15 protein-coding genes are annotated in these 13,678 nt (G+C 72.1%); 5 read left to right on the top strand and 10 right to left on the bottom strand.

What is annotated here, in order from left to right; all coding sequences use genetic code 11:
- Positions 1 to 78: 78 nt before the first annotated feature.
- Genes ACIPUC_RS23660 through ACIPUC_RS23650 form a run of 3 tightly spaced genes read right to left on the bottom strand, consistent with a single transcriptional unit; the run spans position 79 to position 2,001 of the window.
- Positions 79 to 870, bottom strand: coding sequence for a DUF3710 domain-containing protein (locus tag ACIPUC_RS23660; protein WP_446591948.1), 792 nt, complete (start codon positions 868 to 870; stop codon positions 79 to 81).
- A gap of 1 nt (position 871) precedes the next feature.
- Positions 872 to 1,417 (bottom strand): dUTP diphosphatase, encoded by a 546-nt coding sequence (dut, locus tag ACIPUC_RS23655; RefSeq protein WP_446591947.1) that lies wholly within the window; start codon positions 1,415 to 1,417, stop codon positions 872 to 874.
- A complete protein-coding gene (locus ACIPUC_RS23650) occupies positions 1,417 to 2,001 on the bottom strand; it encodes a PaaI family thioesterase (RefSeq protein WP_362590380.1) in 585 nt (194 codons plus the stop codon). The genes dut and ACIPUC_RS23650 overlap by 1 nt, the downstream gene beginning before the upstream one ends.
- Positions 2,002 to 2,059: 58 nt before the next feature.
- Here ACIPUC_RS23650 and ACIPUC_RS23645 point away from each other — a divergent pair, with 58 nt between their 5' ends.
- On the top strand, positions 2,060 to 2,515 hold the full coding sequence (locus ACIPUC_RS23645; RefSeq protein WP_446591945.1) for a DUF3093 domain-containing protein: 456 nt from the start codon (positions 2,060 to 2,062) through the stop codon (positions 2,513 to 2,515).
- A 19-nt stretch (positions 2,516 to 2,534) separates the two neighbouring features.
- On the opposite strand, the gene ACIPUC_RS23640 is transcribed toward ACIPUC_RS23645, so the two are convergent.
- The 4 genes from ACIPUC_RS23640 to ACIPUC_RS23625 form a co-directional block, all read right to left on the bottom strand.
- On the bottom strand, positions 2,535 to 3,485 hold the full coding sequence (locus ACIPUC_RS23640; RefSeq protein WP_446591944.1) for a hypothetical protein: 951 nt from the start codon (positions 3,483 to 3,485) through the stop codon (positions 2,535 to 2,537).
- Positions 3,486 to 3,497: 12 nt separating this feature from the next.
- Positions 3,498 to 3,794, bottom strand: a complete 297-nt coding sequence (locus tag ACIPUC_RS23635) for a DUF4193 domain-containing protein (RefSeq protein WP_030008769.1) — start codon at positions 3,792 to 3,794, stop codon at positions 3,498 to 3,500.
- A gap of 382 nt (positions 3,795 to 4,176) precedes the next feature.
- Positions 4,177 to 5,418 (bottom strand): sensor histidine kinase, encoded by a 1,242-nt coding sequence (locus ACIPUC_RS23630; RefSeq protein ID WP_446591942.1) that lies wholly within the window; start codon positions 5,416 to 5,418, stop codon positions 4,177 to 4,179.
- A gap of 5 nt (positions 5,419 to 5,423) precedes the next feature.
- Complete coding sequence (locus ACIPUC_RS23625) at positions 5,424 to 6,077, bottom strand: response regulator transcription factor (protein ID WP_030008767.1); 654 nt, start codon at positions 6,075 to 6,077, stop codon at positions 5,424 to 5,426.
- 258 nt (positions 6,078 to 6,335) lie between these two features.
- Here ACIPUC_RS23625 and ACIPUC_RS23620 point away from each other — a divergent pair, with 258 nt between their 5' ends.
- Positions 6,336 to 6,515, top strand: coding sequence for a hypothetical protein (locus tag ACIPUC_RS23620; RefSeq protein ID WP_215142523.1), 180 nt, complete (start codon positions 6,336 to 6,338; stop codon positions 6,513 to 6,515).
- Positions 6,516 to 6,592: 77 nt separating this feature from the next.
- On the opposite strand, the gene ACIPUC_RS23615 is transcribed toward ACIPUC_RS23620, so the two are convergent.
- Together ACIPUC_RS23615 and ACIPUC_RS23610 are read right to left on the bottom strand one after the other, a co-directional pair.
- Positions 6,593 to 7,396, bottom strand: a complete 804-nt coding sequence (locus tag ACIPUC_RS23615; protein WP_446591940.1) for an inositol monophosphatase family protein — start codon at positions 7,394 to 7,396, stop codon at positions 6,593 to 6,595.
- Between the two features lie 12 nt (positions 7,397 to 7,408).
- Positions 7,409 to 8,575 (bottom strand): ferrochelatase, encoded by a 1,167-nt coding sequence (locus tag ACIPUC_RS23610; protein WP_446591939.1) that lies wholly within the window; start codon positions 8,573 to 8,575, stop codon positions 7,409 to 7,411.
- Positions 8,576 to 8,746: 171 nt separating this feature from the next.
- Between ACIPUC_RS23610 and ACIPUC_RS23605 the strand changes: the two genes are divergently transcribed.
- Both ACIPUC_RS23605 and ACIPUC_RS23600 read left to right on the top strand, forming a co-directional pair.
- Positions 8,747 to 10,000 (top strand): MFS transporter, encoded by a 1,254-nt coding sequence (locus ACIPUC_RS23605; RefSeq protein ID WP_446591938.1) that lies wholly within the window; start codon positions 8,747 to 8,749, stop codon positions 9,998 to 10,000.
- Complete coding sequence (locus ACIPUC_RS23600; RefSeq protein ID WP_446591936.1) at positions 9,954 to 11,288, top strand: D-arabinono-1,4-lactone oxidase; 1,335 nt, start codon at positions 9,954 to 9,956, stop codon at positions 11,286 to 11,288. Before ACIPUC_RS23605 ends, ACIPUC_RS23600 begins: the two co-directional genes overlap by 47 nt.
- Positions 11,289 to 11,294: 6 nt before the next feature.
- On the opposite strand, the gene ACIPUC_RS23595 is transcribed toward ACIPUC_RS23600, so the two are convergent.
- On the bottom strand, positions 11,295 to 11,897 hold the full coding sequence (locus ACIPUC_RS23595) for a hypothetical protein (protein ID WP_446591935.1): 603 nt from the start codon (positions 11,895 to 11,897) through the stop codon (positions 11,295 to 11,297).
- A gap of 646 nt (positions 11,898 to 12,543) precedes the next feature.
- Between ACIPUC_RS23595 and sepH the strand changes: the two genes are divergently transcribed.
- A complete protein-coding gene (gene sepH / locus ACIPUC_RS23590; RefSeq protein ID WP_446591934.1) occupies positions 12,544 to 13,593 on the top strand; it encodes a septation protein SepH in 1,050 nt (349 codons plus the stop codon).
- Positions 13,594 to 13,678: the final 85 nt, after the last annotated feature.

The following is a 13,678-nucleotide window of genomic DNA, read 5'->3' as shown; positions in this document are numbered from 1 at the left end:
AAGCCGGTGGGCCCCACCCGTCGGGGTGGGGCCCACCGGCCCGGGACATGCTGGTGCCCCCAGGGGGCGGCACCGGGGTCAGCGGACCTCGGTGATCTCCGGGCCGCGCTCGAGCTGGCCCATGCCGCCGCCGAAGCGGGAGCCTTCCTGCTCCTCCGTCTGCACGCCGTCCGGCACCATCTGGGCGTCGTTCGGCAGCTTCAGGACGATCGGGTCACGCGGAGCCATCGGGCCGTCACCGCGGACCACGACGGTGTCGCGGAAGATCTGCTCGAGGACACCCGCCGACTCGGGACGCACCGCGCCCTGGCCGGAGATGACACCGCGCAGGAACCAGCGCGGACCGTCGACGCCGACGAAGCGGACCAGCTGCGCGCCGGTCTGCCCGTCCGGCAGCGGTACGGGGACCTGCGCGCGCAGCTCCCAGCCCAGCGGACCCTCGACCTCGTCGATGATGCCGCCCTGCTGGGTGATGCCCGCGGCGATCTCCTCGCGGACCTCGCCCCAGATGCCTTCCTTGCGCGGTGCGGCGAAGGCCTGCAGCTGTACGGCGCTGTCGCCCAGGACGACGGTCGCGGCGACGATCGCGTCACCGGCGACCTCGACCCGCAGCTCCATGCCCTCGACCCCGGGGACGAAGACGCCGCCCAGGTCCACCCGGCCGTCGGCCGGGTCGCCGAGCACCTCGGACACGTCCCAGGGGCCGTCGGGCCGCGGGGCCGGAGGCAGGTTCACACGGCGCGGCTGGGCCGCGTCGAGCTCGTCGGCGCCGTCCTGCTCGCCGGCGTCCAGGCCGGACACACGGCCATCGACCTGCTCGGCCGCGCCGCCGTCCTTGGCGGAGTCGTTCTTCTTGCGACGTCCGAACACGTCACTGTCCTTCCCGGTCGGTTACGACCGAAGCGTAGCCATTCCCACCCTGCTGACCAGTGCCGGATCCGGCCACGGCCGGATGACCGCCGGTGGAGCCGAAACCCCCCTCGGCCCGGGCCGAGCCGGGAAGTTCCGCCACCTCGTGGAAGCGCACCTTCTCGACCCGCTGGACAACCAGCTGGGCAATGCGGTCGAAACGCTCGAACCGGACGCTCTCGCGAGGGTCGAGATTGACCACGATCACCTTGATCTCCCCACGGTACCCGGCATCCACCGTCCCCGGGGCATTCACGAGCGCGAGCCCGCAGCGGGCGGCCAGGCCGGACCGCGGGTGCACGAAGGCGGCATACCCGTCGGGCAGGGCGATGGACACCCCGGTGGGGAGGACGGCCCGCTCGCCCGGCTCCAGCTCGGCGGCCCGGGTGGTCACCAGGTCGCAGCCGGCGTCACCGGGGTGGCTGTAGGCGGGGAGGGGTACCTCCGGGTCGACGCGGCGGATCAGCACGTCCACGTCGTGACGGGGTCCATGGTCGTTCAGGGACATCAGGGGTTCACCTCGAAGGCGCGGGCGCGCCTGACCTGGTCCGGGTCGGCCATCGCCGCCTGGATCTCCTCGGGCCGACCGTTGTCGATGAAGTGGTCGACCTTCACCTCGATGAACAGCGCGTCGGCACGGACGGCGACGGGGCCCTCGGGCCCGCCTATCCGGCCCACCGCGCTGCAGTAGATCTTGCGCCCGGCCACGGCGGTGACCTCGGCCTCCAGGTACAGCACGGTGTCCACCGGCACGGGCCGTACGAAGTCGGTCTCCAGCCGCCCGGTCACGGCGATGACGCGCAGCAGCCAGTTCAGCGAGCCCAGCGTCTCGTCGAGGGCGGTGGCCAGCACGCCGCCGTGGGCGAGACCGGGGGCACCCTGGTGCGCGGGCTTGACGGTGAACTCGGCGGTGATGCGCACGCCCTCACCCGCGCGGGCCTCCAGGTGGAGTCCGTGCGGCTGGCCCCCGCCGCAGCCGAAGCAGTGCTCGTAGTGCGCGCCGAGGAGCTCGCCGGGTGCGGGCGCATCGGGGTGCCTGACGGGCGCGGCGGCATCGGCCGGAGGCGTCAGGGCTGTGTTTCGTCCACTCACAGCCGCAGACCTTACCCGCGCGGCTACCCGCCGGTCGCCTCGTGGCAGGCTTGACGGCATGCAGCTCTCCTCCGCGCACCACGACGAACGTCTGACCGCCCCCCGCTCCTGGTGGGGCATCGCCGTACTGACCGGCCTCGCGTGCGCGCTGATGCTGCTGCCGCTGGGCACGCTGCCGCTGCTGGCCGGACTGGTCGGGGGCACCGGGCTGGCCGGGCTGCTGGTGAGTTCGTACGGTTCGGCGCGCGTGCGCGTGGTGAACGGCGCGCTGGCTGCGGGGGACTCCCGGATCCCGGTGACGGCCCTGGGTGATCCCGAGATCCTGGACGCCGAGGAGTCGCGCGCCTGGCGCACGTACAAGGCCGACACCCGCGCCTTCATGCTGCTGCGCAGCTACGTGCCGACCGCGGTGCGCGTCGAGGTGACCGATCCGGCGGATCCGACCCCGTACGTGTACGTCTCGACCCGCGAGCCGGAGGCCCTGCGGGCGGCCATCCTCGCGGCGAAGGGCTGATCCGGGGCCGTCCGGCCCCTCAGGCCCCGCCGTCCTGCCGTCCGGGGGCTTCGAGTGCGTCCCTGACGGCCTCGGGAAGGGGCTGGGAGGGCTGTTCCAGGGGCGGGAGCTGCGGCAGGGCGTCCCAGGCCACGGCGCGGCTCCGCAGGTCACCACGGACCTTCTCGGCGAGTTTTCGGGTGTCCCGGCGGTTCATGACCGCGCCCACGGCCGCACCGACCATGAACGGCATGAGGTTGGGCAGGTTGCGGAACATCCGCTTCGTGATCTGCTGGCGCAGTTCGCGCTTCATCTGGCCGCCGAGCGCCGCGTTCAGCGTCGTCGGCTTGGTCAGGTCCACGCCGCGCTCCTCGGTCCACGCGGTGAGGTAGGCGAGGCTGCGCTCCTTGAGCGCGCCGGGCGGTCGCAGGCCGTAGACCTCGTGGAGCTCGGCGATGAGCTTGAGTTCGATCGCGGCGACGCCGGTGATCTCCGCGGCCAGCTCCGCCGGCATGGCGGGCGGCACGGGCAGCATGGCCGCCGCTCCGATGCCGGCGCCGACGGTGGAGGTGGCGTTGGCGGCGCCGGAGATCAGCTTGTCGGCAAGCTGATCAGGGCCGAGGCCCGGGAATTGCCCGCGCAGGGTCGCGAGGTCCCGAACCGGAACGCGCGGTGCGTTCTCGATGATCCTGTCGGCGATGTACAGGGCGGCGCCCCTGACGCTTTCGCCGCCCTTGCGTACACCGTTCTTGACGGCTTGCAGCCGACGAGCCCCGGACCGGTGCCGGGCCTCCTCGTCGACGCCTGTGGCCGACGGCACCGCCGGGGCGGTGTCGGACGGCACGATGGCGGTCCCCATGGCGGAGCCGCCGGAGGTTCCAGGACTCGTTGCCGGGTCCGTGGTTCCCGCCTGCGTCTCCGCCGGATCACCAGATTTCCGGAAGCGGCGCTTCCGACCGTGCTTCCGAAAAAAGGGTGTCGAGCCAGCCACGGCCGACGCCTCTCAGTCGCAGTCGCGGCAGATCGGCTGACCGTTCTTCTCACGTGCCAGCTGGCTGCGGTGGTGCACCAGGAAGCAGCTCATGCAGGTGAACTCGTCGGCCTGCTTCGGCAGGACCCGGACGGCCAGCTCCTCGTTGGAGAGGTCCGCGCCGGGAAGCTCCATGCTCTCGACCGAGTCGAATTCGTCCATGTCCGCGGACGAGGTCGACTTCTCGTTACGCCGGGCCTTCAGCTCTTCAATGCTGTCGTTGTCGACGTCGTCGTCGGTCTTGCGTGGGGTGTCGTAGTCCGTTGCCATTGTTCGCTCTCCCCCTCTGGGTGTTAGCGGTGTCTCAGCGCACGTAACGCGCGAGAGGCCGGACTTGTGCCCGACCTGAGGCGGAGATTTTGCCTCACATCAAGGTCTGTTACTCAATCGACACCCAGCCGCCTGCCTGAAGGAGCAATCAGCTGGGATGACGACCGGGACCGTACACGGTCCGGGGGTCGTCTTGCACAAACGCCACCCCGTGTATTTCCCGCCATTCGGGGGGCCGGAAACCCGGACTTCCCGGGCGTTCCGGCCGCTACGGGGTCACAGAACGCACATGGTCCGACACTCGGGCATGTGATCGATCACACAAACCCGACTGTCTTCACACGGCAGGTATTCAGCCAAAAGCGAACACGGGGTGGTGGGCTCACAAGGGAAGAGTGACACGCATCACGAGGCCACCGCCTTCCCGGGGGACCGCCTGGATCCGTCCGCCGTGTGCGCGGGCCACGGAGCGCGCGATCGAGAGGCCGAGCCCGACACCCTTGTCGCTGCCCGTTCGCTCCGTACGCAGCCGCCTGAAGGGCTCGAAGAGGTTGTCCACCTCGTAGGCGGGAACCACGGGACCCGTGTTCGACACCACGAGGACCGCCAAGCCGTGCTGGACCTCGGTGGTGACCTCGACCCAGCCGCCCTCCGGCACGTTGTACCGGACGGCGTTCTGCACCAGGTTGAGGGCGATCCGCTCCAGGAGCACGCCGTTGCCCTGGACGACGGCCGGCGCGCACTCGCCGCGGACCTCCACGCCCTTCGCCTCGGCCTCCCCGCGCGTCTGGTCGAGGGCGCGGGAGGCGACCTCCGCCAGGTCCACGGGCTTGCGCTCGACGATCTGGTTCTCGCTGCGGGCCAGCAGCAGCAGGCCCTCGACCAGCTGCTCGCTGCGCTCGTTGGTGGCGAGCAGGGTCTTGCCGAGCTGCTGGAGCTCGAGCGGCGCCCCCGGGTCGGAGAGGTGCACCTCCAGCAGGGTCCGGTTGATCGCGAGCGGGGTCCGCAGCTCGTGCGAGGCGTTCGCGACGAACCGCTGCTGGGCCGTGAAGGCCCGCTCCAGCCGGTCGAGCATGTCGTCGAAGGTGTCGGCGAGCTCCTTGAGCTCGTCGTCCGGTCCGTCCAGCTCGATCCGCCGGGTCAGGTCGGAGCCCACGACCCGGCGGGCGGTCCGGGTGATCTTGCCGAGCGGGGAGAGCACCCGGCCGGCCATCGCGTAGCCGAAGGCGAAGGCGATGATGCTCAGCCCCAGCAGGGCCATCAGCGACCGGCTCAGCAGGTCGTCCAGGGCGTGCCGGCGCTGTTCGAGGATGCACTGGCCGATCGCGTCGTTGAACTGCTCGCGCGTCAGCTCGCCCACCACGCCCGGGCAGGTGCTGCTGGTGAGCTTCACCTGGCCGCCGACGATCTGGAACGGGAGGGCGTTGCCCTCGCGCAGGGCCTGGGCCGCCAGCAGGTAGATGATCGACAGCAGCAGGATCCCCGCGATCAGGAACATCCCGCCGTACAGCAGCGTGAGGCGTATGCGGATGGTCGGCCGCAGCCAAGGGAAAGGACCCTCGGGCGGGCCGGGGTCCCAGGTCGGTTTGGGTGGCGCGGCCGGTGGCGCCGGATGGGCTGGCACGCGCGTCAGATCCGGTATCCGGAGCCCGGCACGGTCACGATGACCGGCGGCTCGCCCAGCTTGCGCCGCAGGGTCATCACGGTCACCCGGACGACGTTCGTGAACGGGTCGGTGTTCTCGTCCCACGCCTTCTCCAGCAGCTGCTCGGCGGAGACGACGGTCCCCTCGCTGCGCATGAGGACCTCCAGCACCGCGAACTCCTTGGGCGCCAGCTGCACCTCCTTGCCCTCGCGGAACACCTCGCGCCGGTTCGGGTCCAGCTTGATCCCGGCCCGCTCCAGCACGGGCGGCAGCGCGACGGTGGTGCGCCGTCCGAGGGCCCGCACGCGGGCGGTCAGCTCGGTGAAGGCGAAGGGCTTGGGCAGGTAGTCGTCCGCCCCGAGCTCCAGCCCCTCCACGCGGTCGCTGACATCGCCGGAGGCGGTCAGCATCAGGACGCGCGTGGGCATGCCGAGCTCGACGATCTTCCGGCAGACGTCGTCACCGTGCACGAGCGGGAGGTCCCGGTCGAGCACGACCACGTCGTAGTCGTTCACGCCGACACGCTCCAGGGCGGCGGCGCCGTCGTACACGACGTCCACGGCCATGGCCTCCCGGCGCAGTCCGGTGGCCACCGCATCGGCGAGCAGCTGCTCGTCCTCGACGACGAGTACGCGCACGTCGATTTCCTTCCTCCGAGCCCAGCAGGGCACACGTGTGTTGCGTCGTCCATCCTGCCCGTTTCGGCCGTAAACCGGCTGTAAGACGCCGCTCGCAGGCTGCAGCGGGGGTGCGGCCGGGGCGGAGGTGAGGATTCCCTCGTCCTACGAGGTTTCTGGGCCCAGGGTGCCGGGGAGGACGTCAGCACACCCCATCCACTCCCTGACGGCGGACTGCCACGTGCCGCCGCCGACCCACGAAGAGGGGGCGAACCCACCATGGACGCATTCACCGCGGGTCTCCTGCAGCGCATCAGGGCCACGCAGTCGGACCTCAGGCAGGCCCGCGAGGCGGGCGACGACTTCCTCGCGGAAGTGGAACAGGCGGAGCTGGAGGATCTCCAGCGCCTCGCCGCCGAGCACGGTGTTCCGGTCTCGGTCTCCGTGCCTGCCTCCTGACCTTCCTGCTCCGCAAGACCTGAACCCCGGCCGCCCTCTCGGGCGGCCGGGGTTCACTCGTGCGCCGCCGGCACCCGTCAGTCGTGCCAGGCCCCCGCCTCGTCCAGCAGGGGCTGCAGGGAGGCGAACACCGCGGGGGTGGCCGCCAGCACCAGCTCCCCCGAAGCCGGCTCCCCCGGCCGACCGCCCGTGAGGGCCCCGGCCTCCCGGGCGATCAGGTCGCCCGCCGCCAGGTCCCAGGGGTTCAGCCCGCGCTCGTAGTACCCGTCGAGCCGCCCGGCGGCCACGTCGCACAGGTCCAGCGCCGCCGAGCCGCCCCGCCGGATGTCCCGCACCACCGGAATGATCCCTGCCACGACCTCGGCCTGGTGGGCCCGCCGTGCCTGCACGTACGCGAAGCCGGTCCCCAGCAGCGCCTGGTCCAGCGGCGCCGCCGGACGGCAGGCGAGGCGCACCTCGCCCAGCCAGGCGCCGCCGCCGAGCACCGCGTGGTACGTCTCCCCGCGCATCGGCGCCGCGACGACGCCGACCACGGTCTCGCCCCCGTACTCGGCCGCGATGGACACGCCCCAGCTCGGCAGCCCGTAGAGGTAGTTCACGGTCCCGTCCAGCGGGTCGACGACCCACCGCACCCCGCTCGTCCCCGGGGTGTCCGCGCCTTCCTCGCCCAGCAGTCCGTCCTCGGGCCGCCGTTCGGCGAGGATGTCGGTGATCAGCTTCTCGGCCGCGATGTCCATCTCGGTCACCACGTCGATCGGGCTGCTCTTCGTCGCGGCCACCGCCAGATCGGCCGGCCTGCCGTCGCGCAGCAGGGCTCCGGCCTGCCGGGCGGCCTCCAGGCCCACGTCCAGCAGTTCGGCCTTCAGGTCTTCGGAGATCAAGGTCCCTCTTCCCTACGCGTACGGACTGTCGGCGCCCGCGGCCGCGGGCCGGGGCGTCCGCCCCGGGCAGCAGCCCACGGCGCACAGGTCATGGCTCTGGCCCAGCATGCCGACCCAGCACTCGTCGGGGGATTCGCCGCGTTCCCTGGCGGCCCGCTCCAGCACGAGTTCCCGTACGGCCCCGGCGAACCGCGGGTCCGCGCCGACGGTCGCGGAGCGGGCGGCCGGCAGGCCCAGTTCGGCGGCCTTGGCGGTGGCCTCGGTGTCGAGGTCGTAGAGGACCTCCATGTGGTCGGAGACGAAGCCGATGGGCACCATGACCGCGGCCGGTGCGCCCGCCTCGTGCAGGGCCTCCAGGTGGTCGCAGATGTCCGGCTCCAGCCACGGGACGTGCGGGGCGCCGCTGCGGGACTGGTAGACGAGCTGCCAGGGGTGGGCGTCGCCGGTCCGCACGGCCACCTCGTCCGCGATCACCGCGGCGACGTCGAGGTGCTGCTTGACGTACGCGCCGCCCTCGCCGCCCCCGGTGTGGTCCTCGACGGGTCCGGAGGTGTCGGCGGCGGACGTCGGGATGGAGTGGGTGGTGAAGGCCAGATGGGCGCCCGCCCGGGTCTCCGCGGGCAGCGCGTCCAGGGCGGCGATCACCCCTTCGATCATGGGCTCGAGGAAGCCGGGGTGGTTGAAGTAGTGCCGCAGCTTGTCCACGCGCGGCAGTTCCAGCCCCTCGGCCTCCAGCGCGGCCAGCGCGTCGGCGAGGTTCTCGCGGTACTGGCGGCAGCCCGAGTACGAGGCGTACGCGCTGGTCGCGAGCACGGCGATCCGGCGGCGGCCGTCGGCGACCATCTCGCGCATCACGTCGGTCAGGTACGGGGCCCAGTTCCGGTTGCCCCAGTAGACCGGGAGGTCCAGTCCGTGCTCGGCGAAGTCCTTGCGCAGCGCGTCCAGCAGCGCGCGGTTCTGCGCGTTGATCGGGCTGACCCCGCCGAAGCCGAAGTAGTGCCGGCCGACCTCCTTGAGCCGCTCGCGCGGGATCCCGCGCCCGCGCGTGACGTTCTCCAGGAACGGCACGACGTCGTCGGGTCCCTCGGGCCCCCCGAAGGAGAGCAGCAGGAGGGCGTCGTACGGGGCGGCGATGCCTTCGGCCCGGGGCTGGGCGGCGGCGCGGAGCTGGTCTGACATGCCTCGAATCCTGCCACCCGGCTTCCGCGCGCGGGAATCGGCCCGGCCGGGGACCCGCCCCCATCAAAGGTAAGGTAACCCTAAGTTCCCACGTCGGGAGCGTTCCCCGTGCGGGCGCCACAGCGGCGGTCATAACCTGTATGGGCCGATGACGTCCCTTACGGAGGGCCCTTGCCCAGTCCCTATCGCGCCATCTTCGCGGTCCCCGGCACCAAGGGGTTCAGCGCTGCCGGCCTCATAGGCAGGCTGCCGATATCCATGGTCGGGGTCGGCATCCTCACGATGATCTCCGAGATCACCGGCCGCTACGCGATGGCGAGCGCGCTCACCGGCACCCTCGCCCTGGCCGCCGCCGTGATCGGCCCGCAGGTCTCGCGGCTGGTCGACCAGTACGGCCAGCGGCGGGTGCTGCGCCCGGCCACCCTGGTCTCCGTGGCCTCGGTCGCCGGGCTGCTGATCGCCGCCGCGAACGGGTGGCCCGACTGGACCCTCTTCGTGTTCGCGGCGATCGCCGGCTGCGTGCCGAGCGTCGGCTCGATGGTCCGCGCGCGGTGGACCGTGATCTACCAGGACTCGCCGCGCGAGCTGCACACGGCGTACTCCTTCGAGTCCGTGGTCGACGAGGTCTGCTTCATCTTCGGCCCGATCCTCGCCATCGGCCTGTCCACCACCTGGTTCCCCGAGGCCGGTCCGCTGATCGCCGCCCTCTGCCTGATGGCAGGCGTCTGGCTGCTCACCGCGCAGCGCGCCACCGAGCCCCCGCCCCACCCGCGCAGCGAGCACGGGGACCGCACCTCGGCCCTGCGCTCCCCCGGCCTGCAGGTCCTGACGCTCACCTTCGTGGCGACCGGCGCGATCTTCGGGTCCATCGACGTGTCCACGCTGGCCTTCGCCGAGGAGCAGGGGCACAAGTCCTGGGCCAGTTTCATCCTGGCCGTCTGGGCGGCGGGGTCCTGTATCGCCGGAATCGTCTTCGGCCTGCTCCATCTCAAGGGCCGGACCGAACTCCGCTGGGTACTGGGCATTTGTGCGATGGCCGTGAGTATGATCCCCCTCCTACTGGCCGGGAACCTTCCGTTTCTGGCCGTGGCGCTCTTCGTCTCGGGCCTCGCCATCGCTCCCACGATGATCACCACGATGGCCCTGATCGAGGCGCACGTACCACGCGCGAAGCTGACCGAGGGCATGACCTGGATCAGCACCGGCCTCGCGGTCGGCATCGCGATCGGCTCGTCGGCGACCGGTCTGGTCATCGACGCGGCCGGCGCACAGCGCGGGTTCGTCGTCTCCGTCGCGTCGGGGGTGGCCGCGGCGGCGGTGGCGTTCGCGGGATACCGCCGGCTGACGAAGCCGGCGCAAGGGGAGGAGCCAGCCACCGATGGGCACGGCGACAGCAGGGCAGAAAAGCCAGACCGCGTGGCGTAACTGGGCGGGCAACGTCTCCGCCACGCCCGCGCGGACGGTGACCCCGGCCTCGGTCGGGGAGCTCCAGGAGGCGGTCCGCCGGGCCGCCGAACAGGGCCTGCGGGTGAAGGCGGTCGGCACCGGCCACTCCTTCACCGCGGCCGCGGCGACCGACGGGGTGCTCGTACGCCCCCAGGCGCTGGCCGGGATCCGTTCGATCGACCGCGCCGCCGGCACCGTCACGGTGGCGGCGGGCACGGTCCTCAAGGACCTGAACACGGCCCTGGCCCGGGAAGGCCTGTCGCTCACGAACATGGGCGACATCATGGAGCAGACGGTCTCCGGCGCCACCAGCACGGGCACCCACGGCACCGGCCGCGAATCGGCCTCCCTCGCCACCCAGATCCGCGGCCTGGAGCTGGTCACCGCCGACGGGCGGCTGCTGACCTGCTCGGCGGAGGGAGACGACGAGGAACGCGCGGTCTTCGCGGCGGCCCGGCTCGGCATCGGGGCCCTCGGCATCGTCACCTCGCTCACCTTCGCCGTGGAGCCGCTGTTCTTCCTGACCGCCCGTGAGGAGCCCATGGGCTTCGACCGGGTGACGGCCGAGTTCGACCAGCACGTCGCGGAGAACGAGCACTTCGAGTTCTACTGGTTCCCGCACACCGGCAACTGCAACACCAAGCGGAACAACCGCAGCCAGGGCCCCGCGGCCCCGCCCGGGCCGGTGAGCGCGTGGATCGAGGACGAGCTGCTGTCCAACGGCGTCTTCCAGGCGGTCAACTCGCTGGGCCGCGCGGTCCCGGCCACCATCCCCGCCATCGCCCGCGTGGCCAGCCGCGCCCTGTCGGCGCGCACCTACACGGACATCCCGTACAAGGTGTTCACCAGTCCGCGCCGGGTCCGGTTCGTGGAGATGGAGTACGCACTCCCGCGCGAGCAGGTGGTCGAGGCGCTGCGGGAGCTCCGGGCGATGATCGACCGCTCGGGGCTGCGCGTCAGCTTCCCGGTGGAGGTGCGCACGGCTCCGGCGGACGACATCACGCTGTCCACCGCCTCGGGCCGCGAGACGGCGTACATCGCGGTGCACATGTACCGGGGCACGCCGTACCAGGCCTACTTCACGGCGGCCGAGCGCATCTTCACCGCGCACGGCGGCCGGCCGCACTGGGGCAAGGTGCACACGCGGGACGCGGAGTACTTGGCCGGGGTCTACCCGCGCTTCGCCGAGTTCACGGCCCTGCGCGACCGGCTGGACCCGGACCGTGTGTTCGGCAACGACTACCTGCGGCGGGTCCTGGGCGACTGATCCCGGTCACGGCACCGCGGAACGCTCTGCCGGCTGCCCGGACGGCGTCGAGGCATCCGGGCTCGGCGTCGGGGTCGGAGTCGGTGTGGGGGTGGGGGTCGGCGTCGGGGTGGGCTTCGGAGGGGTCGGGCTGGACGTCGGGTCCCCGGAGTCCGAGGGGCTCGGACCGGGGCTCGGGCTGCGGCTCCCGCCCCCGTGCGAGCCCGAGGGGTCCGGGGTGGTCCCGGACCCCGGGGTCCTGCCGTCCTTCTCCCCGGTGCCCGGCCCCTCCTGGGGCCGGGAGGGGCGGTGGTCGGGCGCCTTGCGGGTGCCTCCGGAGAGGATGGTGCCGCCGTCCGCGCTGACCGAGGTGCCGGCGATCGCCTCGTAGCCCCCGAGGGCGCCCAGGGCGATGGCGAAGGCCGCACCGGCGGCCACCGCCGTGCGCTTCCAGCCCCGTACCCGGGTGCCGTGCACGGTGGCCTCGCCGAACTCCTCGCAGGGCGCGGTGTCGCCGGGCAGCGGTTCCCGGCGGGCCCCGGGGCGGGCGGTCCCGCGCAGCTGGTCGCCGGTGCGCCGGAAGAAGTGCTGGATGACGGGGCCGCCGGCGGTGGCGACGACGCTGACCACACCGGCGCCCAGGATGGTCCCGTAGACCCCCCATCTTCGAGGCGAGCAGGGCCGCCGCGACGGTGGCGAGCGAGCTGCCGGCCACCTGAGCGGCGCTCAGGTCGAGCTTCTTCTTCTCCGGTTCGACGTCATGCGCCGTCTTCTGACCCATCGCCATCCCCTGTGTGTCCTGCCTCTCCCGCGCCGGAAGCCTTCAGGAGTTACGGACACCCGGGCGAAACGATTAGTTCCGTTTCTGTGGATTGTGTGAAGCAAGACACCCGGAAACGGACACGGGTGCAGGTGGAGCCCTCCGGAGGGCGCGCCAACTCCCGCCGTCCGGGAGAAGTTCGGCGGCGCGGCGGTCCACCCAGGTGGCCCGAATGGAGTACTGTGACGAGCCCTGGGGTCGTCCTTCCTTACGGATGTCCGGACTCGGGAGAGGGGGCCGATTGATGGAGAACGGCACTCAAAGACCGGTGATGCCGCGGTATCGCACGGGTTCCTGCTGCGCACAGTAATCGTTCGGTCACTGTGCGTGCCCAACAGGTAACCGTGCCATAACGGCGATCAAGGGCGCATGCCCGACACGCCGGTTTAACTCGGCAAGGTTGTGGCAGGCTGCACCCGGGCAGGCCACACTCGACTAGCGGAAGCAGCGACGCACGTGACGTCGGCAGGCACCACCCGGGAGGTCCCCATGCCCGAACTGCGTGTCGTGGCCGTCTCAAATGACGGCACACGACTGGTGCTCAAGGCTGGGGACAGCACGGAGTACACGCTTCCGATCGACGAACGGCTGCGGGCTGCCGTGCGCAACGACCGCGCGCGCCTGAACCAGATCGAGATCGAGGTGGAGAGCCACCTCCGCCCCCGCGACATCCAGGCCCGCATACGGGCCGGTGCCTCCGCGGAGGAGGTCGCTCAACTCGCCGGCATCCCCGTCGACCGCGTACGCCGCTTCGAGGGTCCGGTGCTCGCCGAGCGCGCGTTCATGGCCGAGCGTGCCCGCAAGACCCCCGTGCGCCGCCCCGGCGAGAACACCGGACCCCAGCTCGGCGAGGCCGTGCAGGAGCGGCTCACCCTGCGCGGGGCCGAGAAGGAATCCGTGCAGTGGGACTCCTGGCGCCGCGACGACGGCACGTGGGAGGTCCTCCTCGTCTACCGGGTCGCGGGTGAGCCGCACTCGGCGAGCTGGACGTACGACCCGCCGCGCCGGCTGGTCGTGGCCGTGGACGACGAGGCGCGCTCGCTGATCGGCGAGGCCGACGACCTGCCCGCCACGCCGGAACCCAGCTTCCCCTTCGTGCCGAGGATCGCGCGGCTGCCGCGCGACCGGCCGCTGGACCGCGCCCTCGACCGCCAGCTGGAGCGGCCGGCCGCTCCCCAGCCGGATCCGGAGGAGGAGCGGGACACCCTGACCAGCCTGCTGGAGGCGGTTCCGAGCTTCCGCGGCGACATGGTGGTCCCGGACCGGACCGAACCCCCGGCGGAGGAGACCGAGGCGGAGGAACCGCCGGCTCCGGCCGCCTCGGCGGGCGCGGGCTCCGCGTACGCCGACGTCCTGATGCCCCGTACCGTGGCCGGCCACCGCGACCGGCTGACGGGCACCACCGACCGGCAGGCCGAGGCGGACGGGGTCCGTCCGGGTCGCCGTGCGGCGGTGCCCAGCTGGGACGAGATCGTCTTCGGCACCCGCCGCAAGAAGCAGGAGTAGCGCGCCGCCGGTGGCCGTGCGGAGCACGGCCACCGGCGACAGCGCGGGGACTGGGAGCCCCGGCCGGGGGCACCCCGCGCCACCC

It is taken from the genome of Streptomyces sp. LARHCF249, assembly GCF_052871255.1.
The sequence above is the reverse complement of the archived record's forward strand: the minus strand, read 5'-3'. Positions and strand labels throughout refer to the sequence as shown.

Bases quoted from the DNA above. Each gene is read 5' to 3' on its own strand.
- dut (WP_446591947.1), bottom strand. From the start codon at position 1,417: ATGTCCCTGAACGACCATGGACCCCGTCACGACGTGGACGTGCTGATC.
- ACIPUC_RS23645 (WP_446591945.1), top strand. From the start codon at position 2,060: ATGCAGCTCTCCTCCGCGCACCACGACGAACGTCTGACCGCCCCCCGC.
- ACIPUC_RS23635 (WP_030008769.1), bottom strand. From the start codon at position 3,794: ATGGCAACGGACTACGACACCCCACGCAAGACCGACGACGACGTCGAC.
- ACIPUC_RS23620 (WP_215142523.1), top strand. From the start codon at position 6,336: ATGGACGCATTCACCGCGGGTCTCCTGCAGCGCATCAGGGCCACGCAG.
- ACIPUC_RS23610 (WP_446591939.1), bottom strand. From the start codon at position 8,575: ATGTCAGACCAGCTCCGCGCCGCCGCCCAGCCCCGGGCCGAAGGCATC.
- ACIPUC_RS23600 (WP_446591936.1), top strand. From the start codon at position 9,954: ATGGGCACGGCGACAGCAGGGCAGAAAAGCCAGACCGCGTGGCGTAAC.